The organism is Chromobacterium piscinae (assembly GCF_021129175.1).
Taxonomy (GTDB): Bacteria; Pseudomonadota; Gammaproteobacteria; order Burkholderiales; family Chromobacteriaceae; genus Chromobacterium; species Chromobacterium piscinae.
This window is the reverse complement of record NZ_JAJOHV010000020.1, coordinates 1-25723: the sequence shown is the minus strand read 5'-3', so window position 1 is coordinate 25723 and position 25723 is coordinate 1. Positions and strand designations below refer to the sequence as shown.

Annotated in this window: 26 protein-coding genes and 1 riboswitch; of the genes, 8 read left to right on the top strand and 18 right to left on the bottom strand. The window is 59.0% G+C overall.

Features of this window, described 5'->3' with window-relative positions:
- Positions 1–48: 48 nt before the first annotated feature.
- Genes LQR33_RS06190 through LQR33_RS06160 form a run of 7 tightly spaced genes read right to left on the bottom strand, consistent with a single transcriptional unit; the run spans position 49 to position 6890 of the window.
- Positions 49–1122 (bottom strand): acyl-CoA desaturase, encoded by a 1074-nt coding sequence (locus LQR33_RS06190; protein WP_221667403.1) that lies wholly within the window; start codon positions 1120–1122, stop codon positions 49–51.
- The gene (locus LQR33_RS06185) at positions 1110–2207 is read right to left on the bottom strand and encodes a sterol desaturase family protein (RefSeq protein WP_231178300.1); all 1098 of its coding nucleotides are present in this window, start codon (positions 2205–2207) and stop codon (positions 1110–1112) included. The genes LQR33_RS06190 and LQR33_RS06185 overlap by 13 nt, the downstream gene beginning before the upstream one ends.
- Complete coding sequence (locus LQR33_RS06180) at positions 2204–2827, bottom strand: phosphatase PAP2 family protein (RefSeq protein ID WP_231467987.1); 624 nt, start codon at positions 2825–2827, stop codon at positions 2204–2206. Before LQR33_RS06180 ends, LQR33_RS06185 begins: the two co-directional genes overlap by 4 nt.
- Positions 2824–4113, bottom strand: coding sequence for a F390 synthetase-related protein (locus LQR33_RS06175; RefSeq protein WP_231467985.1), 1290 nt, complete (start codon positions 4111–4113; stop codon positions 2824–2826). Before LQR33_RS06175 ends, LQR33_RS06180 begins: the two co-directional genes overlap by 4 nt.
- On the bottom strand, positions 4107–4919 hold the full coding sequence (locus LQR33_RS06170) for an MBL fold metallo-hydrolase (RefSeq protein ID WP_231178302.1): 813 nt from the start codon (positions 4917–4919) through the stop codon (positions 4107–4109). The genes LQR33_RS06175 and LQR33_RS06170 overlap by 7 nt, the downstream gene beginning before the upstream one ends.
- Positions 4912–5907 (bottom strand): NAD-dependent epimerase/dehydratase family protein, encoded by a 996-nt coding sequence (locus LQR33_RS06165; protein ID WP_231178304.1) that lies wholly within the window; start codon positions 5905–5907, stop codon positions 4912–4914. The genes LQR33_RS06170 and LQR33_RS06165 overlap by 8 nt, the downstream gene beginning before the upstream one ends.
- 11 nt (positions 5908–5918) lie before the next feature.
- Positions 5919–6890, bottom strand: coding sequence for a 3-oxoacyl-[acyl-carrier-protein] synthase III C-terminal domain-containing protein (locus tag LQR33_RS06160; protein ID WP_221667398.1), 972 nt, complete (start codon positions 6888–6890; stop codon positions 5919–5921).
- Between the two features lie 338 nt (positions 6891–7228).
- Here LQR33_RS06160 and LQR33_RS06155 point away from each other — a divergent pair, with 338 nt between their 5' ends.
- The gene (locus LQR33_RS06155; RefSeq protein WP_231467983.1) at positions 7229–8107 is read left to right on the top strand and encodes a CHAD domain-containing protein; all 879 of its coding nucleotides are present in this window, start codon (positions 7229–7231) and stop codon (positions 8105–8107) included.
- A gap of 259 nt (positions 8108–8366) precedes the next feature.
- Here LQR33_RS06155 and arsB read toward each other — a convergent pair whose 3' ends face one another.
- The 3 genes from arsB to LQR33_RS06140 are packed head-to-tail and all read right to left on the bottom strand — an operon-like array spanning position 8367 to position 10387.
- Complete coding sequence (arsB, locus tag LQR33_RS06150; RefSeq protein WP_231178307.1) at positions 8367–9437, bottom strand: ACR3 family arsenite efflux transporter; 1071 nt, start codon at positions 9435–9437, stop codon at positions 8367–8369.
- 33 nt (positions 9438–9470) lie between these two features.
- A complete protein-coding gene (locus tag LQR33_RS06145; RefSeq protein ID WP_166439085.1) occupies positions 9471–9959 on the bottom strand; it encodes an arsenate reductase ArsC in 489 nt (162 codons plus the stop codon).
- Positions 9960–9985: 26 nt separating this feature from the next.
- Complete coding sequence (locus tag LQR33_RS06140; RefSeq protein ID WP_378077138.1) at positions 9986–10387, bottom strand: ArsR/SmtB family transcription factor; 402 nt, start codon at positions 10385–10387, stop codon at positions 9986–9988.
- Here LQR33_RS06140 and LQR33_RS06135 point away from each other — a divergent pair.
- The 6 genes from LQR33_RS06135 to LQR33_RS06110 all read left to right on the top strand — a co-directional run bounded on the left by LQR33_RS06135 (position 10374) and on the right by LQR33_RS06110 (position 15842).
- On the top strand, positions 10374–10622 hold the full coding sequence (locus tag LQR33_RS06135; protein WP_231467981.1) for a DUF2523 domain-containing protein: 249 nt from the start codon (positions 10374–10376) through the stop codon (positions 10620–10622). The genes LQR33_RS06140 and LQR33_RS06135 overlap by 14 nt on opposite strands.
- 4 nt (positions 10623–10626) lie before the next feature.
- Positions 10627–11757, top strand: a complete 1131-nt coding sequence (locus LQR33_RS06130; protein WP_231467979.1) for a zonular occludens toxin domain-containing protein — start codon at positions 10627–10629, stop codon at positions 11755–11757.
- A 211-nt stretch (positions 11758–11968) separates the two neighbouring features.
- Entirely contained in the window at positions 11969–12487 is a 519-nt protein-coding gene (locus LQR33_RS06125; RefSeq protein ID WP_221664381.1) for a hypothetical protein, read from the top strand.
- Positions 12488–14032 (top strand): T6SS phospholipase effector Tle1-like catalytic domain-containing protein, encoded by a 1545-nt coding sequence (locus LQR33_RS06120; RefSeq protein ID WP_043618058.1) that lies wholly within the window; start codon positions 12488–12490, stop codon positions 14030–14032.
- 317 nt (positions 14033–14349) lie between these two features.
- Positions 14350–15063 carry a hypothetical protein gene (locus LQR33_RS06115; RefSeq protein WP_231467977.1) on the top strand — a complete coding sequence of 238 codons (714 nt, stop codon included), beginning with the start codon at positions 14350–14352 and terminating at the stop codon, positions 15061–15063.
- The gene (locus LQR33_RS06110; protein WP_231467975.1) at positions 15060–15842 is read left to right on the top strand and encodes a hypothetical protein; all 783 of its coding nucleotides are present in this window, start codon (positions 15060–15062) and stop codon (positions 15840–15842) included. The genes LQR33_RS06115 and LQR33_RS06110 overlap by 4 nt, the downstream gene beginning before the upstream one ends.
- A 69-nt stretch (positions 15843–15911) precedes the next feature.
- Here the strand turns inward: LQR33_RS06110 and LQR33_RS06105 are convergent, their stop codons facing one another.
- From LQR33_RS06105 to LQR33_RS06095, 3 genes are all read right to left on the bottom strand, one after another.
- Entirely contained in the window at positions 15912–16634 is a 723-nt protein-coding gene (locus LQR33_RS06105) for a hypothetical protein (protein ID WP_231467973.1), read from the bottom strand.
- A 566-nt stretch (positions 16635–17200) separates the two neighbouring features.
- A complete protein-coding gene (locus LQR33_RS06100; protein WP_231467972.1) occupies positions 17201–17806 on the bottom strand; it encodes a DUF2726 domain-containing protein in 606 nt (201 codons plus the stop codon).
- A gap of 78 nt (positions 17807–17884) precedes the next feature.
- Entirely contained in the window at positions 17885–18346 is a 462-nt protein-coding gene (locus LQR33_RS06095; RefSeq protein WP_231467970.1) for a hypothetical protein, read from the bottom strand.
- A 221-nt stretch (positions 18347–18567) separates the two neighbouring features.
- Positions 18568–18701: riboswitch (yybP-ykoY riboswitch) on the top strand.
- Positions 18702–18778: 77 nt separating this feature from the next.
- On the opposite strand from LQR33_RS06095, the gene LQR33_RS06090 reads away from it, so the two are divergent.
- Positions 18779–19777 (top strand): sodium:calcium antiporter, encoded by a 999-nt coding sequence (locus LQR33_RS06090; RefSeq protein WP_231178330.1) that lies wholly within the window; start codon positions 18779–18781, stop codon positions 19775–19777.
- A 70-nt stretch (positions 19778–19847) separates the two neighbouring features.
- Here the strand turns inward: LQR33_RS06090 and ddlA are convergent, their stop codons facing one another.
- From ddlA to LQR33_RS06065, 5 genes are all read right to left on the bottom strand, one after another.
- Entirely contained in the window at positions 19848–20945 is a 1098-nt protein-coding gene (ddlA, locus tag LQR33_RS06085; RefSeq protein ID WP_221664160.1) for a D-alanine--D-alanine ligase, read from the bottom strand.
- Positions 20946–21018: 73 nt separating this feature from the next.
- Positions 21019–22590, bottom strand: coding sequence for a DNA recombination protein RmuC (locus LQR33_RS06080; RefSeq protein ID WP_231467968.1), 1572 nt, complete (start codon positions 22588–22590; stop codon positions 21019–21021).
- 27 nt (positions 22591–22617) lie between these two features.
- Complete coding sequence (locus tag LQR33_RS06075) at positions 22618–23175, bottom strand: AAA family ATPase (protein ID WP_231467966.1); 558 nt, start codon at positions 23173–23175, stop codon at positions 22618–22620.
- Complete coding sequence (recJ, locus tag LQR33_RS06070) at positions 23172–24860, bottom strand: single-stranded-DNA-specific exonuclease RecJ (RefSeq protein WP_221664165.1); 1689 nt, start codon at positions 24858–24860, stop codon at positions 23172–23174. Before recJ ends, LQR33_RS06075 begins: the two co-directional genes overlap by 4 nt.
- An 8-nt stretch (positions 24861–24868) precedes the next feature.
- Positions 24869–25723, bottom strand: an 855-nt coding sequence (locus LQR33_RS06065) for a hypothetical protein (RefSeq protein WP_231467964.1), incomplete at its 5' end; no start/stop codon positions are given.

The window sequence follows — 25723 nt, the reverse complement described above, 5'->3', positions numbered from 1 at the left end:
GAAACGCCCGCGCAGCTGCGCGGGCGTTTTGATTCAAACCGACATTTCTTATTCGGGCCGACGGCCCATCCCCCGCAGGAAGTTCTGCTGCGCGCGCCAGAGCCCCTGATAGCCGATGCAACGATAGGGCAGGCCATGCCGCTGCGCCAGCTGCTCGACGATGCGCGCCAACGCCGGATAGTGGCGGTGGCTATAGGCCGGAAACAAATGGTGGGTCAGGTGCAGATGCAAGCCGCCCAATAAATGCCCCAGCGCCCGCGGCCTGGGCTGCCAGTCGCAGCAGGTCAGGAACTGGTGCTCATGCCAGGTATGAGGCATTTCCGCGCCTTCAGGCCGGAAGAACTCCACCTCGGCCCAATGGGTGCCCAAGATCATCGCCACCAGAAAACAGGACGCCGTCATCAAGCCGGCCAGATAGCAAAGCAGCAGGCCGCCCCAGCCGATCGCGCCGGCCGGCAGGCAATACCAGGGCAACGCCAGCAGCAGGATCAGGTGTCCCAGCTTGCCCAGCAGGAATCCGCCTGCGGGAATGGGTTGGCTGTCGTATTGCCGCAGCTTGCTCTTGCCCAGCAGGTCCAGCCAATCGCCGTACCAGCACAGGTAGGGCAGGGACAGTGCCGCCACCAGCGGCCAGTAGCGGTGCTGGTAGCGGAATTGCGGCGACCAGTCCTGGAACGGCGTTTGCCGCAGGAAAGGGTTGGGCTCGATGTCCAGATCGTAGCCGTCGACATTGGGGTAGGTATGGTGCAGGTGCACATGCCGCCGGGTCCAGATGTCGGCATCTATGCCCATCGGCAAACTGGCGGCGCGGGCCAGCCACCGGTTGAGCCTTGCGTTGCGAAACAGGGCGCCGTGGGCGGCGTCGTGCAAGGTGTTCATCGCCAGCAGCATCGCCATGACGATGGCCGCGATGTAGGCCGGCGCGAACGACCACATCGTCGTCGCGCGCAATGCCAGCACATAACAAGCCAGGCTGAGCGCCGCCAGCGCCGCGCCTTTCAGCCCCACGCGCCAGTCGGCGAAGCGGTGTTCGCCGCGCTCGGCCAGGTAGGCTTGGGCGGTACGTTGCAGGTCGATGCGGAACGGCAGCTTCGCCGACGACTGGAATCTCAGTTTGCCCATGCGGCCTCCCGCAGGCGCAGCCCGGCCAGGCCATGGACAAGCAACAAAGCCAGCAAGGCCAATGCCCAGCCGTCGCGCATGCCGAACACGCCGGCGCACAGCGCCGGCATCGCCAGAGTCAGCGCCAGCCAACCCCGCCAGCCCCAACGCCGCTCATCCGACATGCCGCCGATGGCGATGGTGCCGGCCACCAGGCAGGCGAACACGCTCCATCGACCGATGGCGTCCCAGCCGGCCACCCGCTCGACGTAATAGATCACCATGCCGAACAGCAAAATCCCGCCGGTGGCGATGTAGGCGGCTGGCATCCGCATCGCGCGCCGCCCGGACGGAGCGAAACGGCGCCGGAACCAGGCTTGCAGCCCCTGGTTGCTGGCCCAGAACGGGTTGTAGCCGGGCGAGACGCCGTGCACGCCGTAATGCAGCGGGATGTCGTCGCGCTCGGGCTGATAGCTGCCGAATAGCTTGTCCCAGATCAGGAAGGTGCCGCCGAAGTTTTTGTTCAGGTACACCGGATGGGTGGCGTGGTGGACGCGATGATTGGACGGCGTCACCAGTACCCGGTCCAGCCAGCCGCTCTTGCCGACGAAGGCATTGTGGTTGTACAGCTGTACCGCGTAGTGGAAAGACGACGCCGCGACGAATATCTCCAATGGCAACCCCAGCACCGCCAGCGGCGCGACGAAAAGAAACGAAGTCAGCGACGAATACCAGGAGTTGCGTATGCCCAGCGACAGGCTGAAATGCTCGCCCTGATGATGCACCACGTGCACCGCCCAGAAGATGCGCCAGGTGTGGTGGGCGCGGTGCATGCAGTAAAAGCTCAGATCCCAGGCGACGAAGGCGAAGACCCATTGCCAGAACACTGGCAGCCGATCCACCAGGTGCAGGTTGGCGTACTGCAGCAGCAGGCCGAAACCCGCCACCTCCACGCCGCGAAACACCCACATCACGATGTGGCCTGAATTGAGGTTGAAGATGATTTCGCGCCAGGGAATGGCTTCGCGGCGCCAATGGCGCAGGGCGAGCAACTCCAGCAGCACTACGGCCAGCATGATGGAGAAGGTGAGGGCGAATACGTTCATGTGCGTCGATAGGAAAGGGAAAGGGCGGTAGCCGGCCGCGCCGCCAGCAGGCCGCAAAGCAGCCCCAGCGCCACGCCGGCGGAAAGATCGATGAATAGATGGCGGCGCAGCTGGATCACGGCGAACAGAATGGCCAGCGCCCATGCCAGCGCCAGCCATGAGCGCCAGCGGCGGCCGCCTTCCCACAAGGCCCAGGCGGAGAGCGCGGTCAGCGCGCCGTGCAAGGAGGGCAGGCAGTTGTGCGGGGTGTCGAAGCGTAGAAAGAAACGCAGCGCTTCAGCATGCAAACCATCGCCGGCGATGGGCGGATACGCCAGGGTAGTGGGGCACAGCAGGAAAGCCGCGCCGGCGGCCAGCGCGCACCACTGCATCGCGCGCTGCAGCCAGGCCAACCGCTCCGGGCGGGCAAGCAGATAAGCCGCCGGCACGATCAGGAAAAACGACGTGTATAACCAGATCGCCGCCGGATCGAAAGGAATCCAGCGGTCCACGGCCAGCTCGGGCAGAATAGTCGCGCGCTGGGGCCACAGGCTGCCCAGCGAGTAAGCGCAGCCTACCGATGCCCAGCCCAACAGCATATGGCGCAGCCTGGGAGGCAGCCAGTCCAGCGCACGTCTCATGCCAGTTCCCTGACGATGCGCCTGCGCTTGCGCGTGGCATCCATCGCCGGCACCCGATTCGACAACCGCCATCGCAGCGCCCCGGCGTCAACGCCCAGGCCCGTCAGCGTCCGCTCCAGGCGATGGCGAATGGCCGGTAAGGCCGCCGCCGGCACCTCGACATCCAGCGCCAATTCGGCTGGGCCGGTCTGGCGCAGCCGGTAATCGGCCTCCAGCGGCAAAGCGGTCGCCAGCGCGCGGCCCATCACGTCGGCGAACACCGTCAGCTCGCCGCCATCGCGGCCCGGCAGCCGCAGCATGTCGTCGCAGCGGCCCTCCACCGCGTCCAGCGCCATCGCCGCGCGCCCGCAAGGACAGGGCTCGGCCCGCGCCTGCAGCACGTCGTTCAGCCGGTAGCGGACGATGGGCTGGGTGTGGCGGCTGAAGTCGGTGATCACCGGCGCGAAACGGCGCCGTTCCTCATCCAACCATTCCGGTTCGACATGGATGTATTCCTCGTTCAGATGCAGCGTGCCGTATTCGCAGCTGCTGGCCAGGAAGCCCTCGGTCGCCTGGTAGATTTCGTGCACGCAGCCGAAAGCCTGCTCGATCACGGCGCGATCCTGCGGCTCCAGCACCTCGGCGATGGAATACGCCCGCTTCGGCGACAGCCGCAAGCGGCCCTCCAACTGCGCCAGCGCCAGCGCGCGCAGCACCTGGGCCGGCGCCAGCAAAATGGTGGGCGCGTAAGCGTCAAGCGACTGCAAATGCCTGTCCAAAGGCTGGAACAGGTCGAAAAAGCGGAAAGTCAGCCAGCGGCTGCGCACCGCGCCGTAGAGATTGCTGTTGGCGCGCAGGAACAGCGCCACTTTCTCGCCGGCCAGCAGGCCATCGGGCAAAGCCTTGGCCAGCATGATGCCGGCCCATCGCGCCTGCTCGCCCTTGCTGACGACGAACGCGCCGCGTTGGCCGGAGGTGCCGGACGACAGCCCAACCGTATGGCCGTTCAACGTGGGAGAGAAGTCTCGGCTGCGCTCGGCGCGCAACGCGGCATCCATCACGTCGTCCAGCTTCAACCCCGCGGTATTCATATCGTCGAAATGCTTGAGCATCGAGGCCTTGTCCATCTGCGGCCACTGCGCGAAAGGCAGGGTGCCCAGCTTGGCGAAATAGGGGCTGCGCCGGCGCAGCCTGGCCAGAAAGCGCCCCATTTGCCGGGCCTGATGGCGCTCCAGCGCCGCTCGGTCGCGAAAACCCAGCCGCCGCGTCCGCCAGTAGGCGGCCAGGATTCGGATCAGTCTCAGCATGCGGTGTCCTCCTCCTGGTGCGTCAGCAGAATCTCCACGCGGCCGCCCCGGTGCAGCGCGTGCACCCTGGCCAGCGTGCCGTAATAGGCGCGGCGGTTGTGCTGTACCAGGAAAGACAGCTCGGATGGACCCCGCAACTCCCGGTAGCCTTCTTCCGCCCAGGCCGCGTCCGACGCCAGCAGCGTCCAGCCTGAATCCCCCAGCACGAAAGCGCCCAAGTGCCCCACCGCATGTCCCGGCAGATCCACCACGAACACTTCGCCACTGCCGCTGACGTCGCGGCCATGGCTGAACGGCGCCAATTCGGCAGGCAAGGCCTGCAGGGGCAAGGCCTCGACAAAAGACAAACGGTCTTCCATATCCGCCGGCAGCAGACCGGGCAGAAAGGCTTGCCGCACCGCGGCCAGCCCGCTCAAGCCGCGCACCCCGCGCCAGCCTTGCTCGGAGGCAAGGATGCAGGCCCGGGGAAAGTCCCGCAGGCCGGCGATATGGTCAGCGTGGAAGTGCGACAGCAATAATGTGTGTATATCGTTTGGGCTTATGCCGCGCCCGCGCAGTTGCTGACGCAGCGATCGGGCGCCGTCGAAATGCACCGGCGTCACCATCGGGTACAGCCGATAGGCGCCGCGGCGGCTGGCGTCGAAAAAATGCTCGGAATAGCCGGTATCCCACAGCAATAGGCGATCCCGGGTTTCAATCAGATAGGCGCGCGAAGGAAAGCAACGGCTGGCCAGCCCCGCGCCTTTCAGCGCCATGCAGGCCGGATGAGTGCAATGTCCGACGCTGAACGCGGTGACACTAGCCATGTCCATGCTCCCTCAGCCAGCGCGCGGTGCGCGCCAGGCCTTCATCCAAGCTGTACGGCGGCAGATAACCCAGCGCATCGCGCGCCCGGGTATTGTCCAGCGTCATGTCGAAATGGATCGCGCCCAGGCTGTAAGGCGTCAATGCCGGCTCCTTGCCCGTGAGCGCGGCCCACAGCTGCGCCAGGCGGCTGGCCGCGCTCAGCAAGGGGTAGGGCAGGCTGACGATGCGTAAGGGCCGGCCCAACTCCTGGGCGAACACCCGCGTCAGCACATCGCGCAGCACGGCCGGCTGCTGATTGGTGATGTTGAACGCTTGGCCGCTGGCAAGGCTGGGATGCGTCGTGGCCAGCCACATCGCATGGACCACATTGCCGACATAGGTCAGATCCAGCGTCACCGCGCCGCCGCGCGGCAGCGGCAGACGTCCGCCGCGTTGGCTCAGCATGCGCGCCAGCCTGGGCATCAGCACCTGGTCGTGCTCGCCGAAGATGGCGCGCGGCCGCAAGATCGTGGTCCGCAGCGCGGGATAGGCGCGCGCAGCCTCAAGCACTTTTTCTTCAGCCTGCGCCTTGGTGCGGGCATAAGCATTGACGTAGCGCCGCGGACGATACGACTCCGGCACCTGGTAGCGGTGTTGGAAATCGAAGTACAGCGCCGGCGTGGAAATGTGGATGAAGCGGTTGGCGCGCGATTGCCCCGAGGCCTTCAGCAGCTTGTCGGTCGCATGAACATTGGCGGCGACGAAATCGTCCCCCCGGCCCCAAGGCGCGGAAAGGGCGGCGCAGTGCCATACCGCGTCCACGCCCTCCAGCAGGCCGGCCAACTGGCCTTCATCGGCAGCGGCCAGGTCCAGCGCGACGAATTCAGCGCCCAGGCCAGCCAGCTCGACGCCCGCCTGCCGATTGCGGCCGGTGGCGCGCACCGCGCAGCCCTTGCCCAACAGATAAGCGACGGCATTGCGTCCCAGTCCGCCTGTGGCGCCAGTCACCAGTACCCGCGTCACAGGTCCCATACCAATCCGCCCAGATTCAGTCCCGCCGCGGTGCCCACCATCAACAGACGCTTGCCGGCGCGGGCGCGGCCATCGACAAAGGCCTCATGCAGGGCGGTGGGCAGGGAAGCCGCCACCTGGTTGCCGTGTGAGGCGTAGATGTCGACGATGCGACCGGCGGCGATGCCCAGGCGCTTGGCCATATGCTGCATGCCCAGATGGCTGGCCTGGTGCGGCACCACGCAATCTATGCTGTCCAGACCGCCTGGCGTGGCATCCATCAGCGCATCCAGAAAATCCGGCATCAGCCGCGACGCCAGCTTGAAAACCGCCTTGCCGTTCATGTCGAACAGAAAGTCGCCGTCGACGACCCCGCGGCGCGGGTTGCGTTGGGTGCCGCCGGCGCGAATCTCGCAGAAATTGCGGCCTTCCGGATAGGTGGCCAGCTTGAAAGTCCGCAAGCCCCTTCCCGGCGAGCCCCGCTCGACGATGGCGGCGGCGGCGCCGTCGCCGAAAATCAGCGAGGCTTCCGGGTTGGCCCAGTCCAGCCCGCGCGAGGCCAAATCGGCCGAGACGATAGCGATGCGGCGGTACGCGCCGGAGAGCAACAGGCTGTCCGCTACCTGCAGCGCGGACAGAAAGCTGAGGCAGCTGGCGTTGACGTCGAAGGCGGGCCGCCCGGCGGGGAAGCCAGCCGCATGGGCGATGAAACTGGCGGTGCCGGGCAGCGCCTGCTCCGGAATGCCGCAAGCGCCGATCAGCAAATCGATGCCTGACGCGCTTATCTCCGCGCGGTCCAGCGCATCCTTCAGCGCGCGGGCGCCGAGTTGGCTCTGGGATTCATGGTCGCCGGCAAAATGCCGGGTGTGGACGCCGCTTTTTTTCAAACTTTGGCCGCGGCGGCAGCCAAGCTTCACATCGAGGTCATCAGCGGTGACGAGCTGGCTTGGCAGCGCCTTGCCGGTTGCAATCAAATTCATTCAGGTTCAAGGTGCAATTTAGATTTGTTTGCATTTTCATGTATTGCAACATTCCAATACAAGCTTATCCATATAAAAACCATATAGGCGCGGCGATAAATCCAGAATAAACCGCTGATGGACAATGCCTATCGTCATGACTGTCAATTAGTACAGTTGCGGGCTTGCAGCTATGATTTTAGGCATTGCTTACAGCCGCGATGGCCACGCAGCCGTCGGCGAAGATTCGCAGTGCCTTGAGAAATAATCATGAATCAAAATGAGGACAGGAAGGGCCTTCCAGGGGAGCATGCTCCGTCATGAATGCCCGCTATCGTCGACCAGTCAAGACATGCGTCATGGCAAAAACACACTCCTCGCTACCGCAGCGCCCATTTTCCTACTCGATGCGCAGCTGCGCGCAAGCAGGCATTCCACACCTGCGCCCTGCAATGAGCTGCGCGGCGGCGCTGAAACGCATCGCTCTGGAGTGCTTGCGCCAACTCATGGCCAACACGCCAAACATTTGCGGAGGGAATGATCCCGAGCCTATCCATCAGGGCAGGGTGGCCATCCGGCGACTTAGAGCCGCGCTTAAAACCTTTGCGCCGCTGATTCGCGGCCGAAAGTGGAAAACCATAGCCGACGACCTGAAATGGCTGGCGGGCATATTCGGCAAAGCGCGCGACCTGGATGTGCTGGCATTGGAAACATTGCCGGCCATCCAGGCCGGTCTATCCAGCGAAATAATGAAACCCGTCCTGGCCGCCCTGAACGACGCTCGACAGGATGGCCGGGCGGCCTGCTGCGTAGCGCTGTCCTCCCGGCGATGGCGCACGCTTCCAACCCGCCTGCTGGATGGTCTAACCAGCCTGCCACCCTCGCATCTCGACAATCTGCCGCGATTCGCCAGCCACGCGCTGAAACGCCAGAGGGCGGACATGCGCAAGCTATGGAAACAAAAAAGGCACGCTGCCGAACAGTTGCACGAATTGCGCAAGCAAGGCAAAAATCTGCGCTACGCCATCGAGTTTTTTTCAGACTTGGAGCTGGATGGCGCCCACAAGCATTTTCTGAGCAAGTTGCGCGGCTTACTGCAGGCCTTGGGCGACTACAACGACGCCGTCACCGCCAGGGAGTGGTGCAGGCATATCGAGCCGGAAGGTCTCAGGGCTCTGCTGGAACAGCGACTGGATGAGCGGGCCAGCTTGGCAGAGGCGAAGATGCTGTCGCTCTAAAATAATCAGACAGCAGGGTAGCTTCCTTTTGCCTTTACCTGGAGTTCCGCTTCACAGCTCGCATCGGAGCCGGATCACGGCATAGAGCAGGGCGCACCCGCGGCCGCCGTCTGGACATGCCACGCAGTATCCTTCGCCGTGCCTGCAATCCGCGCCTTTAGTCTTACGCTTTCACGCGGTCCTTGTCTTGTTCCAAGATGGCCAGCAATGCTGCGTGCGGTGTTGCCATCAGCTGTTGAAGTCTTTACCACAGAAGACCCTATGCACTCCTCTCGTACCAGCCTTTGCTCGCATTAACAACGCGGACAACTAGCAGCATTACCGGCACCTCGATCAGTACGCCAACCACCGTCGCTAGCGCCGCGCCTGATTGGAAGCCAAACAGGCTGATCGCGGCCGCCACAGCCAGCTCGAAGAAGTTAGATGCGCCAATCAGGGCCGATGGGCAGGCCACTGAATGCATTTCTCCGACTTGGCGATTAAGCCAGTAGGCCAATGCAGAATTGAAGAACACCTGAATTAGGATCGGCACGGCCAGCAGCGCGATCACCAAAGGCTGTTGCAGGATGGCGTTGCCTTGGAAGGCGAAAAGTAGAACCAGGGTCAGCAGCAGCGCGGAAACCGACCAAGGCTGAATGCGATGGATGGTGGCATCGAATATCGCCTGGCCTTTGCTGAGCAATGTCTTGCGGATGGCCTGAGCGATCAACACCGGAACTACGATGTACAGCCCCACCGAGGTTAGCAGCGTGGCCCACGGGACGGCGATGCTGGACACGCCCAGCAGCAAACCGACCAGTGGTGCGAAGGCGAACATCATAATCAGGTCGTTCAGAGCGACTTGGGATAGCGTGAAATATGGATCTCCACCGGTTAGCCGGCTCCAGACAAACACCATGGCAGTGCACGGCGCGGCTGCCAGCAAAATCAGGCCTGCGATGTAGCTATCCAGCTGCTCAGCCGGCAGTAGCGGCGCAAACCACACCCGAATAAACAGCCAGGCCAAAAACGCCATCGAGAACGGCTTGACCAGCCAGTTGATGAACAAGGTGACACCAATACCCTTAACGTGAGCCTTGACCTGGTGCAACGCGCCGAAATCAATTTTCAGCAGCATTGGAATGATCATCACCCAGATCAGCAAACCGATTGGCAGATTAACTTGAGCGATCTCCAGGCCACCAATCACATGAAATAGGTTAGGGAAGGCTTGACCCAAGCCAATTCCGACAACGATGCAAAGCGCGACCCAGGCAGTCAGATAGCGCTCGAACAAATTTAACGATACGCCTGCGGGGCAGGCATTCGCGACTTCAGAAGGGATGGACATGCCATTCTCCGTACGATAAGAGGGCGGGCAGGGCTATAGCGCCCCGATGCGATCTAGCTCTGCCTTGAAGCGAGGGCGATCCTGGCGCAGCACATCCAGCGGCAAAGCGAAGAAGGCCTCAATACGTGCCCGTAGGATATGGTAGGCCGTCATAAAGGCCGCCTCGACCTCATGCTCAGTGCCAGTCGCATGGGCCGGATCATCCACCCCCCAGTGGCTGCGCAGTACTGGCCCCAGATACGCAGGGCAGGCTTCTCCGGCAGCCTTCGCGCATACCGTAATCACAATGTCAGGCGTAGGCGACAGGTGGTCCCAAGATTTGCTGTGATAACCAGCGGCAGAAATTCCCTCACGCTTCAGCAATGCCAGCGAGCGGGGATGGACTTGCCCGGTTGGCTGACTGCCTGCGCTCATCGCATGCCAACTGGCCGGCGCCAGGTGATTGAATACTGCCTCGGCCAAGATGGAGCGGCAGGAGTTGCCGGTACACAGGAAGAGTACGTTGCCCGCGGCATGGCTCATGGCAATTTTCCTTTAATGACAGGGATTCAACAACAGCCGCTGTCTGGGCAAGGCGACATGCTGCTTGCCGGGGTGCAGGCCTCGCCACGGCAGCAGTTCTCCGTTAGAAAACCCAGCAAGGCATTCATCTGCTCATAGTTGGCCGAGTAGTAGATAAAGCGGCCTTCTTGGCGCGCCCGAATTAGGCCGGAGTGAGATAGCTCCTTCAAGTGGAAGGATAGCGTGGCATTGGCCACAGCAAGTTGTTCTCCGATCTGGCCGACCGATAGGCCTTCTGGGCCTTTCTGAACCAACAACCGGTAGATGCCCAGGCGAGTGTCTTGCGCCAGAGCGGCCAAAAGGGTGACAGCGTTCTTAGTTTCCATATTTCCATATTTATCGAAATTAAAATTGCAGTCAAGGCAAGAAGCTTCCTTGCGTCGATCCAATCAGTTTTCTTTGCCACTCAGGCTGGACCTGTCCGTCGTCACCTACACCGGCGTTCAACTGATCGTCGATCAGCTCAATCAGGCGATACAGACCAATCTCAACGGCATCCCATCCATTGCCGCCAATCTGCTCGGCTTCGACGGCCTGGGCGAAGCGCTGGGCATCGTCATCGGCGCGTTCGCCTTCCGCCTGTCCATGAACGTCTTCAAACGCATCGAATTCAAACGGAGCTAGAGCCATGCTGACGCTGATTACCGGCGAGCCAGGGGCGGGCAAGACCGCGCTGGCCGTATCGCTGCTGATGGAAGAGGTCGGCAACCGCCCGTTGTTCGTGATGGGCATTCCCGAACTGAAGATCACCCACCAGCCGACGCCGCCGATTGCCGAATGGACGGAGCAAGTCGCGCTGCCGGAAGACCCGACGCTCACGCGCCCGGTGTTCACCTTCCCGCCGAACGCCATTATCGTCATCGACGAAGCGCAAAACGTCTACCGGCCACGCTCGGCCGCGTCCAAGGTGCCGGACATCGTCGCCGCGTTCGAGACGCACCGCCATACCGGCGTCGATTTCTGGTTGATCACCCAGGGGCCGCACCTGATCGACTCCAATATCAAATCCTTGATTGGCCGCCATCTGCACATTCGCAATATGGCGCTTGGCCGCCAGCTCTACGAATGGTCGGAGTGCGGCGACCCCAAGTCCAAGGCCTCGCGCGACGTTGCCGCCCGCAAGCGCTACACGCTGCCCAAAAAGGCGTTTGAGCAATACAAGTCGGCTTCGCTGCACCTGAAGCAAAGCAAGCGCATCCCTGGTTACGTCTGGCTGCTGGGCGATGCCCTGGTGGCCATGCTCGCCCTGGGCTGGCTGTCGTTCCGCTCCATCAGCGACAAGATGGACCCGGACGCCGGCAAACCGGCTCCCGCCAACGCCCAGGCATCGCCCAGCGCCGCGCCACCGCTGCCGACTGCTACCGCCACACCGCAACCGGCCGTGACCGCTGCCAGCCTGTTCGAAGCGGAAAACCCGCGACTAGCAGGCCGTCCGGAGACCGCGCCGCAATACGACGGCGTGCGCCAGGTCAGACAGATGCCGCAAGCGGCGGCCTTCATCGCCAATCGCCATACCTGCCAAGCCTATACCCAGCAAGGCACGCGAATTCAGATGTCGGAAGAGCAATGCCGGGAAGAGATGAACGCGCCACGCTTCAATCCGTATGTAGAGGTGGCAAGGGAAGCCCCCGCGCCCGTGGCCAAGGTCGAAGCCATGCCGGCGCAAAGGATGCTGGGCGACAGCTCGCACAAGCCGAACATGTTTGATCGCCATCGCCAGGATTCGCCGGCAGAGAAGCGCCAGGACAGCCGCTCATAATGGGAAGGGGATAAGAATGGAATTCTATTTGTGGCTCGCAAGCTTCGTGATTGCATACATGGGCGCGTCGGTGCTGCTTATGTACCTGATCAAAAATGTACGGTAGCCGATCAGGAGAGCAAGCCGCTTGTCATTCACAAAAGGACAGGTGTGCGAATGCGGCATTGTGGTAAGGTGCTAGCTTGCTTATAACTGCCTCAACTATAAGACAATGAAACAAATCTCCATCCTCCTGGCCAGCGTACTGCTGGCCTTTGTCTTGACCTCCTGCGCCACCACCAATGCAGCAGAATCGAATGATCCCTATCTGAAAAAAGGAATCAATTTAGATAATGCCGCCCTAAATTACGTTAATCGAAGCGTCTTCTTTCGTATAGATGGCGGACACAATGGCGGCGGTCTTGCACGTGCAGCAAGAGATGAAAACCCTGGAACAGCTGGCTCTTCATGCTGCTTCAATATAACGGACTTGAAAAAGCCTGTCCAAATTGAATTAAGATGGAGCCCGATTACTGAGCCCGCCGTTTTAGGACCAAATGGAAGGCTAATTCTTGGCAAAGAGTTAAGCCCTGCCATTACTAAGACGATAACTGTAAATCTCCCTCAGAGACTGCCTCACATTGTTCAAAATGATTATAAAAATAGCGAGGATGTTATGTGCTTAGTAATCAAAGATCTTGACAAGGCAGAGCTAAAATACTCCAAAAGCTATGATTGCAAGGATGAATAAATGGCGCTCAGGCAAGCAGGCAGATATATTGAAGATGAAGAGTTATTGGCAGCGCATGCCGCAGCAAGAACGGCAAGATTGAAATGTGAAGCACCCACCATCGGAAAAGTGGAATGTAAGTTCTATCCAAAATTTACTATCTTTTTTGATGGCACAATGAATAACATGCGCATCTCGCCAGACAATAAGTCTAATGTGGCGCGATTATTCTTAACTGCCCATGACGATAGAGGGCTAGAATTTTACCCTCGTTACATCACAGGAGTAGGAACTGAGTACGAGCCCAAAGACAATCCCGAAGTCGGCGTAGACAAAGGCGGCTCAATGGGGGCAGGCTTTGGCAAGGGTGGTGACATGCGCCTAAAAGACGCCATCCTTTTCATTGAGAAAACGCTAGGCAAGAACTACACAACGGCCATATCCCACATCAAAATGCTGCGTGTCAACGTTATTGGTTTTTCGCGTGGCGCAACACTTGCCAGAGCATTCGTCAACAAGCTTCTCAATGAAAAATCTGGAAAAGACTCCGAAGGGAAGCTGATTTACAAGCTGGACTACTACGGCATGACCGTGCCGCTGGAAATTGGCTTTCTTGGCTTATTTGATACGGTTGCATCAGTGGGCGGCCCACAACTGCATGCGGACTGGGCGAGCGACCTTAGAGTTCCGTCCTCGGTAAAGCGTTGTGTTCATCTTGTTGCAGCTCACGAGGTGCGTAAAGCCTTCCCACTCGATTCCATTCGATATCAAAATAAATATCCGGAAAACAGTGAGGAAGTTGTATATCCTGGTGTTCACTCCGACGTTGGCGGAGGCTATTACCCCAACGAGCAGGGACGCAGTCTGGAATATACCAAGATTCCACTGCGGGAGATGTATCTTGAAGCGCTGAAAGCTGGAGTAGGGTTGCAGTCACTTACAGAAATGGATGATGTAGTCAAAAATGAGTTTATTCCAGCAAGCAAAGACATAGTTGTCGAGAAATACAAAGCCTATATGGATTACGTGAAAGCCCCAACGGAAAATTTGGTTTCAGCCGTGCAGGGGCATCGCCCCGTATTCTTTAGGTGGCACGCGGATGTAGAGCGCAGTGGCGATAAGACTAGATTGTTTACCGGCTTGGCAAAAGAGGCTGACTGTTCCGCATGCTTATCTGCCCCTGCGGAACGCATCAAGGTCGAGAAAAATGAAAAAATGTGGGCAAGCCGCAAGTTGAAGGATGCAACAGGGCAGGGTAAAGAGCTGGTAACAGAACATAAGCGCCTTGTGAATCGCATCCCCTTCATCAAAGATCCTTATGAGCGCGTAGGAAATGAAAACGTCGATCGGCCAAGGACCGATTATGAGGAACTAATTTATAGCGCTTGGACCAACCCCAGCCCCTTGCCTAGCTACATCAGCGAGTTCTTTGAAGAGTATGTGCATGACTCCGTCGCCGCGTTCGATAGCTGGCCATGCGCGCTATATGACCCGAGAAAGATATTCATGCATGAGGATACCGTCATGGCACAGCGGACAAGCACAGAGACAGGGATGACCGCTTAGATCGCGCCATCGGGCGCGCCAGTCACGGTTAGCATTCGTGGGCAGAATATCGCGTTATCCGGCCCAGCGCAAATCGGCATGAACATGAAGAGCATGCCATCAGCCGATGATCATAGCCTATCCTTTGTTGTCAAAGACTCCCAAGGAAACATCCAAAGAAACATGCCCTATATCATCAAGGATGGAAAAGGACATGAAATTAAGGGAATTACAGACAACAAAGGCCGGACTCATCGCATACACACGAGCAGTCAAGACAAACTGTCTGTACATTTGGATCGTGGCGCATTAGGCAACTCTTTGGAAGACTAATCACCATGGCAGAATCAAAACCAACAACGGCGCAAACAAAGCCGAAAGATTTGAATGCAGTTCAGGATCATACCGAGGATGTTTACAATCTCATTATTGGATTTGAAGTAAACACCCCAAGCGCATACCGAGAGGTATATGTAGTTCCTGATGGAAAAAGAAAAGTGCATTACGTCCTGGAAGATCCTGGCCATACTTTCATGTATCTAACAAAGAATGGTAAGATCACTTTCTTTTACAGCTTAGGGCCGCATATTGGAGCATCAACGCGTGAGCGTGCATATGGCCAAGGCACCCCTGAATATAAAATCCCTGGAGATACGCGTCTTTTTAGATTTACCATTAGCGAAACCCAGCACAACTCCATGCTTAAAAAGGGTAGGGATTATCGCGCAGATGTTTTAAAAGGGGAGAGGTATTACAATATTTTCCATAATTTCACCTGCGCAAGAAGCGCGCGTGACATTATTGCGACTGGCTGGCCAAGCGTACCCAAAGGTGAAAGCTTCATCGGCAAAGGTGTCGTCATGGATGAGGTTGTAAATCCGTATGCCTTCTACGAAGACATCCATAACAAATATCCTCAAGGTGAAATTCGACTAAAGGCAGATGGTGACGAATGGGCTATTCTCATGGACAAGGGAAATAGCGCCCCAGGAACCAAGGATGACCCAACCCGCGACCCAGCCTCCTGGGGGGTTAAACGGACTAATAAATGAAAATCAAACCTTCAATATTAATTGCACTTGCCATCATATTTATTGGATTTTGTGGAGTCATCGCAATGAGTCAGAACAGTGACAAACACCCGCATAAAATTTTTAATGACCTTCTTGGGAAAGAAGGTGTGATTGAAAATTTCGATTATTTTCTCAGCGATGAAACGAAGAGAATGAAGTTAACCTCAATTGATAAGAATAATTTAGAGAAATTTCTCGATGTGATTCTCAATGTGGTTGGCGGTACCGAAAAAGTGGGGGACATTGATGACAACAACCCGAATGTGCAAGTCGATCTATTTGTTCCAAAGCTGCCATCAGTCCCCATTACATCCGCAAGCATGAAGCACACCTATATAATCAAACAGCCAACAACAACTGCTCGTGGCTTATATGGTGATTTTTCAGCCTCCTTGGAAAGAAAAGATGAGCAAACTCCGTGGCTATATAGCAGGTCAACCATTGGCTATGGATATAAGGCTTCGGTCCAAACAAATTTCGACGCTGAAGATTTCAACAAGCTAGGGCTGAAGTTTGTTGAAAAGTTTTTCTTGTCTGACCTTGAGACAGGGAAGCAAAAACTTGATTTTACGCCGCTGCATGATTACAAGTCTTTTGCTTCTTCCGGCTGGAACTCATACAGCTATGCATTTTACAAGTTCACTACCATCAAGAATTCAGTTCCTCTCACAGTGGTTTTGGGAGTTGAAAAAGACAAATACAATGAACAAGAAACAACTCCTAAGAATTGGTTTATTGTCTACGTAAAACGCGACTAACCATCACCAAGTAAAAACCCGCTTCAGCGGGTTTTTTTAATAACCACAAGAAGAGAAGCAAATATTACACTACCCCGGCTGAGAATCCATTTTAATCAATGATCCTTTTTCCAAAAGCCTTGCAGAAACATCAGGAGGCATAAGCAACTCCTCGTTGTACACTGCCTCATGCAGCGCAAGAAACCAGAGATATTTGTCTTTATGGTTTGGACTAGCCTCCATCAATTGACGGGCTCGATTCGCTGCCGACACGCCCCACATTGTATTAAACGGGTTAATTAGCACTCTATCTCTAAAATAAAGCAACTCAGCATTAATTGGTGACGAAATTCCTTCCGTTGGAAATCGAAAGTATCCCCATAATTCATCTTCAATCTCTATATCATCGGCAATTACAACGGCTGGCACACCAACCATTTGTTCAATCTTAACAGCCCTAATTAAGGCTTCACTGACAACGAAGAGATTTCTACCTGTGCTTTTCTCCCAGTGGCGCCCCTTTACAACAGCCCCTCTTATCATGAAATCTTGAAACAATGCATGAAACCACAACATCCTAATGGCTGAGATTAGCGGCGGAAGATCAGGGCAGGATAAAATAATAGAATCGGAAAACATTGACACTGAGACAGAGTCAGAGATCTCCTGCTGCGACCATTTATTTGCTAGCTCCATATAGGCATCATGAGTTGATTCAAACTTGTTGCAAACGCGACTTGCAAAACCAAGAATATCGCAAAAGGCAACGTAATGATTGTCGGAAGCTGATTCAATCTCACAGTCTTGAGTCATTTTATTCTGCCTATTTTAATAAATTAAAGATGATGTTCTTTCTTCATTATAGCCACTTCAAAAACCTCATGGATATTTTGTCAGGCCTAGAAAGCCGGCACTCGGACATGCTCTCGTCGTGCCGCAGCTGGGCCGGCGCAGCCGGCCTAGACGGGTGACTGGTATTACCCGTCTTTTTTCCCATTTTGACCACAGTCCGCCTGTTTTTGCCCTGGTTCTAGGCGCAAAAAATGTCTACGTCATTTCGAATTGACTGATGGATTCAGACCGGAAATTGCCCGGTGCGGTCCGAAATCATTGCTATGGTACTAATTCGAACAAAGGCGTGAGGAATCGAGATGAGTATCCCACCGAAGCTGTGCGCACACTGCGGAAAGCCGATAAATGGGCAATATATTCAAGGAAAAGGGAGAGATGTGGCTGATGGCGTAGGAAGGGCTCTTTATCACGCAGACAAGCCTGCCTGCCGAGCGGCGGCCGGAGAGGATAACCTGGAGCCAGGTCTGAAATGGATTAAGCGATCTTCAAATTAGTCAGTACCACAGCGGGGCACAGCCCCGCTTTTGTTATCGTCCAGTATCCCGCTCCACGGCGCGCAACGGAACCGAATCACGCCGCGGGGCAGGGGGCTGTAACGTCACGCCTGCCGCCATTGCCTGCGGGTTGGCCATGCCGCGCAGCCTCATGACGATCCGTGCGATATCCTCTTGCTTCGCCGGGCCGGCAATCCGCAGCGCCTTCAGGCCGACGCTTTCAACAACGCCATCCCGCGCGCGGTCCTTGTCTTGCTTGCCCTGGTGCGACCGGTCATCCAATTCCAAGATGGCCAACATGGTGAGGTCGTCTTTGCAGATGACGAAATCAGCCACTTTCTGGCTCATGGTCATCCACAGCTTTCTGTTTTCGGACTGCGTGCCGCCCGTCACGTTGAGAATCTGGCTGAAGGTGACTTGCGGGAACACGATGAAGTCCGGCCCCAACTCCTTGACCAACAGCTTGTAGCAATCGATCTCGCGGCCCGTCAGCAACTGCCTCCTTTTGAGAAAGAAGCGGCTTTTACTGGCCTGGGCATGGCCTGCGCGTGGCGCACCTGATGTTTTCTTTAGGGCCAGAACGATGAAGGCGAGAAGGACCAGAAGCAGCAGTACAAAAACAAGTAGTAGGTAGCTCATGATAGGACTCCGGCAAGTAAAGCCTTCATTCTCTACCTTTTTGTCATTGCCAATCCTGATGGTGTGCAAAAGGCCGGGCTAGCCTTTATCTCTGTGATTGAAGATGCCGCTTAGCAGCATGCCGTAGCGGGCGTCTTGATGGCAGTTCTGGCGATAGTAGTCGCGTTCCTTCATCAGCTTTTCAATCAGCTCCGCCTGTTGCTGTGCCAACCGGTGCGCCCGTCGATACTCGGCCAGTAGCGGCAGTTCGGCGTAGTTGATCCGGGTGCCGGTTCCTGGGCATACCAGGGCGTCGGCGCGGTCGCTGAGTTGGAAGTCTCGGAATGGGCCGTACTGCTTGCCTAGGGTCGTACCGGTGCGATTGATGAGGTAGAGATAGACCAGCTTCGGCACGGGGTCGCGGCCACGTCGCCAGCGCTCAATTTTCTGAGGAGTGACGTCCAGTTCGTTGGCCAGGGTCTGGACGTCGCCAAAGCAAAGCGCCCGGTACAGATCGTCCGGGCGACATGGAAAGGTGGTCACAGGGTTGTAGTGCTTCATCTGACGGCAAGCATTGAATCAGGGAATGACGTCAGTTTCGCGAAAGTGTTGCGTGCATGCGACATGAATCGTGTCAGTCGCGTAAAAATTTTCCGGCACAATCTTGCCCATAATTTGACTGACAAGATTTGACATAATATAGATTATGCGAATCATAAGCAATGTAACAACCTACAAACAATCTCATCCATGACTACTTGGTGAAAGCTGGTAGCATCTCTCCCTCAGTCATTGGGGAGTAGCCATTCTCGGCCTATCCGGGAAGCCCGCGTCAACAAACTTGAGGCCGCATGCCTCATGGCGCCGGCGGCTCTGTCTTTGCATCACTTGAGCAAGACAAGCCAGGCAAGACCTTTGGCCGCGATGCGTTTGCCAGCCGGGCAAGCCGTGTCCCGCGCCATCGGTTTTTGCTTGCCCGGCTGGATGGTTTTCATGTTTGTCACGCTTGCTCTGTTTTTCCTGTCCGCCGGCGCGATCTATGTCGCCTGCGAGTATTTCGTCAATGGTGTGGAATGGCTGGGCCGCCGATTGAATCTAGGCGCCACGGCCATCGGCTCGGTGCTTGCGGCGCTTGGAACCGCATTGCCTGAGTGCGCGGTGACGCTGATGGCTGTTGCATTCGGCAGCACGCCTGAGCAGAAAAGCCTTGGTGTTGGCTCAGCGATGGGCGGGCCCTTGGTTTTGGCTACCCTAGCCTATGCCGTTGTCGGACTGGCTCTTCTCTTGAATCGAAAGCGATTGGGACGCTCTTCCGGGCAAACGCAGGCGGACCATGCCGGGCTCAGCCGGGATCAGGCTGTTTTCTTCGGCGTATTCGCGCTGAAGGTTGGACTCGGCCTGTTTGCTTTTGCTATCAAACCTTGGCTTGGCTTGGCGTTTTTGGCTGCTTACGTCGTCTATGTCTGGCGTGAGATACGGGATGCGGAAACCGCGCCGGATGAGGAAGAACTTGAACCATTGAAAATCCGCCCGTCAGCCGGCGAATCTTCCTTGGGCTGGCCAATTCTCCAAACGCTGCTGGCTTTAATCGTCATCGGACTGGCTTCCCATACCTTTGTCGGCCAGCTTGAAGCCATCGGCCTGGCCATGGGCTGGTCCCCGCATCTGACCGCCTTGCTGCTTAGCCCGGTTGCGACTGAGCTGCCGGAAATCATGAATGCGCTGATTTGGGTGCGCCAAGGAAAGGAACGGCTGGCGCTAGCCAACATTTCCGGCTCAATGATGATTCAAGCCACTATTCCCAGCGCATTGGGGCTCATCTTCACGCCCTGGCTGCTTGACGGACCGTTGCTGGTGGCAGGCGCGGTTACCGCATTGGCGGTCGCCTTCCTGTGGTTCAACTTCCGACGCGGCGCGGTGGACGGACGCGCCTTGGTGATGGTTGGCGGCTTGTATGGGGTTTTCGCTTGGGCGATTGTTGCCTGTTTTTAGCCATGGACTAGGACCGCCCTGCTCTGCCAATCAACCGCGCCGTGCCATTGCGCACGGCGCTAGCTGAGACTCAGGTATGGCTGCGGATCAAACTGTCGTCCAGACGGCCTCGCTCCAGCGCCAGCTCGATCAGCGCCGTGATCAGGTCGCGATACGACATGCCCGCGGCCTGCCAAAGCTTGGGATACATGCTGATGTTGGTGAAGCCGGGCAGCGTGTTCAACTCATTGATCACGACCTCGCCCTCCGGCGTCAGGAATACGTCCACCCGCGCCATGCCGCCGCACTCCAACGCTTGAAAAGCCTGAATGGCGATGTCGCGGATGCGCTGGCAGGCATCATCGGGAATATCGGCAGGCACCGCTACGCGAGCGCCGCTTTCATTCAGATACTTGGTGTCGTAGGCATAAAATTCGTCATTGAGCACAATTTCGCCGCAACCGCTGGCCTGGGGGTGCTCATTGCCAAGCACCGCGCACTCGATTTCCCTGCCGATGACCGCTTGCTCCACCAGAACCTTATGATCGTAGCGGAACGCCTCGTCCAGTGCGGCGCGCAAATCCTCGGCGCGCTTCACCTTGCTCACACCTACGGATGAACCCTGGTTGGCAGGTTTGACAAACAGTGGCAGTCCCAATTCCTCGACGATGGCTGCAATGTCAGCCTGCGCAGCCTTGACGCGAGTCAATGCGACAAAGGGCGCTACTCGCAAACCGGCGTCCCGCAGCAATCGCTTGGCCACATCTTTATCCATGCAAACTGCCGAACCCAACACGCCGGCGCCGACAAAAGGAATATTGGCCATCCGGAGCAAGCCTTGCAAACAGCCATCCTCCCCCAGCGAACCATGGACGATGGGGAAAGCCACGTCGATCTGCGCCAGCGGCGAGGCGTCGGCAGCCGCGCGCAATTGGCCTGATTGCTCGCCCGGCACCAGCGCCAGGTTTTCACCGGACTCCCGCAGCGCGATGCGCGCAGGATCGTCCGCATTCAACAGGTAGTTGGACAAATGGCTGACATGCCACCGTCCCTGTTTGTCCACGCCGATCAACGACACATCGAAGCGGTCGCCATCGATCGCTTCCAGGATATTCCTGGCCGACTGCAAAGACACTTCGTGCTCGGACGATTGTCCGCCGAAAATCAAACCCACCCGGATCTTGGTCATGACTGCCTTCAGCTAGGAAAACAAGAAAGCGGCATGATAATGTACTTTCACACCGCCAAGCCACTGCCGGCGATCACTCCTCGCCGGCTTCCTCTTCCACATCTTCTCCGCCTTCCAGCCTCAGCTGCGCAGCCAGCTGCTTGTTGTTGCGGATGCCGAGCTTGCGCAGCTTCTCCGCGCTGGTCATCAGATTGCCGCGGCCGCTGGACAGCTGTTTCATCGCGTCGGAGAAGGTGTCGCGGCTGGTATCCAGCTGCTTGCCCAGCTTTTCCATATTGGCGACGAAGCCGACGAATTTGTCGTACATCGCCCCGCCCTGGCGCGCGATCTCCTGCGCGTTCTGGTTCTGGTACTCATAGCGCCAGATGCTGGCGACCGTGCGCAGCGTTGCCAGCAGCGTGCTGGGGCCGACGATCATGATGCGGCGTTCGAACGCTTCGTTGAACAGGCTCATGTCGTGCTGCACCGCCAGCAGATAGGCAGGCTCCACCGGAATGAACATGAACACGAAATCCAAGGTGTTCAGCTTGTACAGGTCCTGATAGCGCTTTTCCGACAGCGAACGGATATGGGCGCGGATGGCGGCGATGTGGCCCTTTAGTTCGGCCTCGCGCGCGTCGTCGCTATCGGCGGCGGTGTAGCGCACATAGGCGTTCAAGGACACCTTGGAGTCCACCACCAGCTGCTTGCCCTCCGGCAGGTCTATCACCACGTCCGGCTGGTAGCGCTTGTTGCCGTCGTCGGTTTCCAGCGTGTCGGACACCTGCACCCGGTACTCGCGGTCCTTGGTCAGGCCGGAGGTTTCCAACACTTTTTCCAACACCATCTCGCCCCAGGTGCCCTGCGCCTTGCTGTTGGCGCCGGTCAGGGCGTTGGTCAGCGCCACGGCATCGTCGCCCAGGCGGGTGTTAAGCTCCTGCAGGCGTTTCAACTCGGTTTCCAGCGTCAGCCGCTCCTTGCTGTCCTTGTCATAGGTATCCTGCACCAGCTTGCCGAAGTTCTGGATGCGCTCGTGCAGCGGGTTCAGCAGCGTGCCCAGGTTTTGCTGGTTCTGTTCGGTGAAACGCTTGGATTTTTCTTCCAGGATGTCGCCGGCCAGCGCCTTGAACTGGTCGGACAATGTCTGGCGCGCCTCCATCAACAAGGCCAGTTTTTCCTGGCTCTGGCGGCGCTCGTTGTCCAGTTGCGTGGCCAGTTCCTGCTCGCGCGCGCTCAGACGCACGATGTCCTGCCCCTGCTGCAGGCTGCGCGACTCCAACGCCTCCAGCACCCGGCCTTGCTCCTCGCGCGCCGCCAACTGCGCGGCCAATTCGCGCAACTCGCGCTGCGCGGCCGCCACCGTCTGTTCTCGCTCCTGCAGCTGCTTTTCCAGCTCCGGCACGCGCTGGGCTCGGGCGACGTAAGCGCCCAATTGGGTCTGGCTGTCGGCCAATTGCTGGCTTTGCGCCTGCAAGGCCCTGCCCGCCTCCTGCTCCCGGCCTCTCGCCTCTTCCAGCTGCGGCCGCAGCGCATCCAGCTGCGCCTGCAAGCCCGCGGTCTGCTGCCGCAGCGACTCAAGATCCCTGACGCTCCGTCCGCGCGCGGCCCAGGCCGCGGCGCCGCCGCCCAGCAGGCCCAGCAACAGGCCGATCACCAACATTTCCATCGAAACACCCCATTCGCGCAAGCCGCGCTACTTGCCCATCTGATTGATTACAAAAGCCGCCCGCTGCTCCAGCGTGCCTTGCGGCACTTCCGTCAATGGATATCCCAGGCGGGCATAAACACGCTCCATCGCCTCGCAGGTGCGCACCGCCTCTTCCCAGGTCTGCCTGCGCTCGCTGTCCTGCGCGAAAATCTCCGGCCAAGGCCGCAATAGAAACACTTGATCGTAGCGAAAAACGCTAGCGGCCTTCTCCAAGTGGGCGGGAACCTGCAGCCCAGTCAGCTCGAGATAGCCGATGACATCCGGGATGCCGCGATCCAGAAACACCGACCCTGCCTCCCGCTCCGCCAGGCGGACATTCCTCATGTCCCAGCTCAGCATCAGCTCCGCGAACGCGCTCGGGTCGGTCCAGGGCAGCGCGTTCCCGCCTATCCGCTGCTGGTCCTGGATGATGGCCCGGCCAGCTTCATCCAGCGCCGGGTAGCCCATGGCTTGCAGCGTCGCCAGCAATGACGTCTTGCCCGCGCCGGGCCCGCCGGTCAGCACCCGCAATTTAGCCGGCGCGATCTCGTCCTTGCCGCTCAAGCGGCCGCCCAATGCTGCAGATACACTTGCAGCTCCTTGCGCCCCTGCCATTCATTGGCGATCAGCTGGTACACCGCTTGGATGCGGTCCGGCAGCCAGTCGGCGTGGTTGAACAGCATCGCGTCGAATTCGCAGCCTTCGCGCGCCAGCCGCAGCTTCAGGTGCTTGTCGCCCACCAGCTTCTGGTTCACCACCATGAACTGGTCGTGGAAGTACGGCACCGGGAAGCCCTGCCCCCACACCTCGGCAGCCAGCGTCTCGGCCAGCTGCAAGTTGACGTCCCGCGCCGGCAGGCTGCCGTCGGTTTCTATCATCCGGGTCAGTTGCTTCTCATCCATCAGCTCGCGCGCCACCGCTTCGAAGGCTTGCTGAAATTCGGAAAAGCGGCTTTCGTCCAGGCTCAGGCCGGCCGCCATCGCGTGGCCGCCAAACTTCAGGATCAGGCCCGGGTGGCGCTTGTAGACCAGGTCAAGCGCGTCGCGCAGGTGAAAGCCGGGGATCGAGCGGCCGGAGCCCTTGATCTCGCCCTCGTCTCCGGGCGCGAACACAATGACGGGCCGGTGGAAGCGCTCCTTCAGCCGCGAGGCAACAATGCCCACCACGCCTTGGTGCCAGTCGTCGCGGTACAGGGTCAGCGTGTAGCGGTTGCCTGCGTCGATGCCGGACAACGCCGCCAGCGCCTCATCCTGCATGCCCGCCTCGATGCCGCGCCGCTCGCGGTTGAGCTTGTCCAGCTCTTGGGCTAGCCGCACCGCCTGCTCTTCATTGCTCGCCAACAGGCAGGCGATGCCCAGGCTCATGTCGTCCAGCCGGCCGGCCGCATTCAGCCGCGGACCCAGCGTGAAGCCAAGATCAAAGGTATTGGCTTTGTAGTGGGCGCGGCCCGCGACCCGGAACAAGGCGGCGATGCCCGGCGCCATCCGCCCGGCCCGCATCCGTTTCAGGCCATTCTCCACCAAGGTGCGGTTGTTGCGGTCCAGCCGCACCACATCGGCCACCGTGCCCAGCGCCACCAGATCCAGCAGCACGCCCAGATTGGGCTGGGTCTGCTCGTCGAACACGCCGCGCCGGCGCATCTCCACCCGCAAGGCCATCAGCACGTAGAACATCACGCCGACGCCGGCCAGATTCTTGGACGGAAATTCGCAGCCGGGCTGGTTGGGATTGACAATCAAGGCGTCCGGCAGAGTGTCGCCCGGCAAGTGGTGGTCGGTCACCAGCACCTCGATGCCCCGCGCCTTGGCCGCTTCCACCCCAGCCACGCTGGCGATGCCGTTGTCGACGGTGACGATGATGTCAGGCCGCTTCTGCGCCGCCAACTCGACGATCTCCGGCGTCAGGCCGTAACCGTACTCGAAGCGGTTAGGCACGATGAAGCTTATGGTGGCGCCCAGCATCGACAATCCCTTCACCGCTACCGCGCAGGCGGTCGCGCCGTCTGCGTCGTAGTCGGCCACCACCAGCAGGCGCTGCTTGGCGGCGATGGCGTCGGCCAGCCGGCAGGCCATCGCCTCGGCATTCTTCAGGTTTTGATACGGCAGCAGGCCTTTCAGGCCGTAATCCAGCTCTTCGCTGTCGGAGATGCCGCGGGCGGCGTACAGCCGCGCCTGCAGCGGGGTCAGCCCTTGGCCAAGCAGCTTGTGCTGCAGTTCGGCGGGCACTTCTCGAGTGACGATTTGCGACATGTCTTCTTCTAGTACAGCGCCGCCAGCGGCAGCGCGCGTTTCCAGAACTTCCACAGGTCGGACGGCTTGAGCGTCAGCTCGAAGCCGGCCGGGCCGGTGGCGATCAGCGTCAGTTGCTCCAGCTTGCGCTGGCGCAGCGCGGACAGCATGGGCGCGAACCAATCGCCTTCCAGTCTCTCCAGCATTTCACGCCAGCCCCAAGCGTCGCGATACTGCGCGGCGGCCTGCAGCGCGTCCAGCGCCAGCAGGCAATCATCGCCAGGCTCCAGGCCTTCGAAGGCGAACGGCGCGGCGTCTACGCGCATGCCGGAACGTTCCGCCAACAGGCGCAGCGCCTCGTCGTCGGCCAGCAGTCTGGCCGCGGGCGCGCGCCACGTACCGGGTTCGCCCTCGCCCCACAGCCACACGCTGTTGACGGCCAGCTCGCCGCGCATTTCGCGCTCGTCGTTGGCTGGGTGGGTGTACAGCAGCATCTGCAGCTCGTTCAGCATCCGGCTCCAGGCCAGGCCGTCATCGCCTTGCGGCAGGTGGCGGTTGATGTCCTCTCCCACCACGTCCCACAGCGGCGTGAAACGCGCGCGCAGCGGCTTGTCGGATCGCAACAGCCAGCGCCCCGGCGTCGCCGGATGAAAACTCAGGCCATCTTCGCCAAAGTGTCGGCTCAAGGCATCCGTCAGCTTGACGGCTTCGTCCTGGCTCACCTGCATCACACCCACATCGGCCAGCAGCGCCCGGTCGCGATCCACCCTCAAATGCACCGGATCGGCGAACAGCCAGTCGCCACTTTCGGCGTCCAGGCCGGCTTCGGCGGCGGCCAGCCGCGCCAAGCCGGCCGGCGCGGCGCCCCACAGCCGGCCCAGGCA

Coding starts and splice junctions, on each gene's coding strand:
- LQR33_RS06190 (WP_221667403.1), bottom strand. CDS start 1,122: ATGGGCAAACTGAGATTCCAGTCGTCGGCGAAGCTGCCGTTCCGCATC.
- LQR33_RS06185 (WP_231178300.1), bottom strand. CDS start 2,207: ATGAACGTATTCGCCCTCACCTTCTCCATCATGCTGGCCGTAGTGCTG.
- LQR33_RS06180 (WP_231467987.1), bottom strand. CDS start 2,827: ATGAGACGTGCGCTGGACTGGCTGCCTCCCAGGCTGCGCCATATGCTG.
- LQR33_RS06175 (WP_231467985.1), bottom strand. CDS start 4,113: ATGCTGAGACTGATCCGAATCCTGGCCGCCTACTGGCGGACGCGGCGG.
- LQR33_RS06170 (WP_231178302.1), bottom strand. CDS start 4,919: ATGGCTAGTGTCACCGCGTTCAGCGTCGGACATTGCACTCATCCGGCC.
- LQR33_RS06160 (WP_221667398.1), bottom strand. CDS start 6,890: ATGAATTTGATTGCAACCGGCAAGGCGCTGCCAAGCCAGCTCGTCACC.
- LQR33_RS06155 (WP_231467983.1), top strand. CDS start 7,229: ATGGCAAAAACACACTCCTCGCTACCGCAGCGCCCATTTTCCTACTCG.
- arsB (WP_231178307.1), bottom strand. CDS start 9,437: ATGTCCATCCCTTCTGAAGTCGCGAATGCCTGCCCCGCAGGCGTATCG.
- LQR33_RS06145 (WP_166439085.1), bottom strand. CDS start 9,959: ATGAGCCATGCCGCGGGCAACGTACTCTTCCTGTGTACCGGCAACTCC.
- LQR33_RS06130 (WP_231467979.1), top strand. CDS start 10,627: ATGCTGACGCTGATTACCGGCGAGCCAGGGGCGGGCAAGACCGCGCTG.
- LQR33_RS06125 (WP_221664381.1), top strand. CDS start 11,969: ATGAAACAAATCTCCATCCTCCTGGCCAGCGTACTGCTGGCCTTTGTC.
- LQR33_RS06120 (WP_043618058.1), top strand. CDS start 12,488: ATGGCGCTCAGGCAAGCAGGCAGATATATTGAAGATGAAGAGTTATTG.
- LQR33_RS06115 (WP_231467977.1), top strand. CDS start 14,350: ATGGCAGAATCAAAACCAACAACGGCGCAAACAAAGCCGAAAGATTTG.
- LQR33_RS06110 (WP_231467975.1), top strand. CDS start 15,060: ATGAAAATCAAACCTTCAATATTAATTGCACTTGCCATCATATTTATT.
- LQR33_RS06105 (WP_231467973.1), bottom strand. CDS start 16,634: ATGACTCAAGACTGTGAGATTGAATCAGCTTCCGACAATCATTACGTT.
- LQR33_RS06100 (WP_231467972.1), bottom strand. CDS start 17,806: ATGAGCTACCTACTACTTGTTTTTGTACTGCTGCTTCTGGTCCTTCTC.
- LQR33_RS06095 (WP_231467970.1), bottom strand. CDS start 18,346: ATGAAGCACTACAACCCTGTGACCACCTTTCCATGTCGCCCGGACGAT.
- LQR33_RS06090 (WP_231178330.1), top strand. CDS start 18,779: ATGTTTGTCACGCTTGCTCTGTTTTTCCTGTCCGCCGGCGCGATCTAT.
- ddlA (WP_221664160.1), bottom strand. CDS start 20,945: ATGACCAAGATCCGGGTGGGTTTGATTTTCGGCGGACAATCGTCCGAG.
- LQR33_RS06080 (WP_231467968.1), bottom strand. CDS start 22,590: ATGGAAATGTTGGTGATCGGCCTGTTGCTGGGCCTGCTGGGCGGCGGC.
- recJ (WP_221664165.1), bottom strand. CDS start 24,860: ATGTCGCAAATCGTCACTCGAGAAGTGCCCGCCGAACTGCAGCACAAG.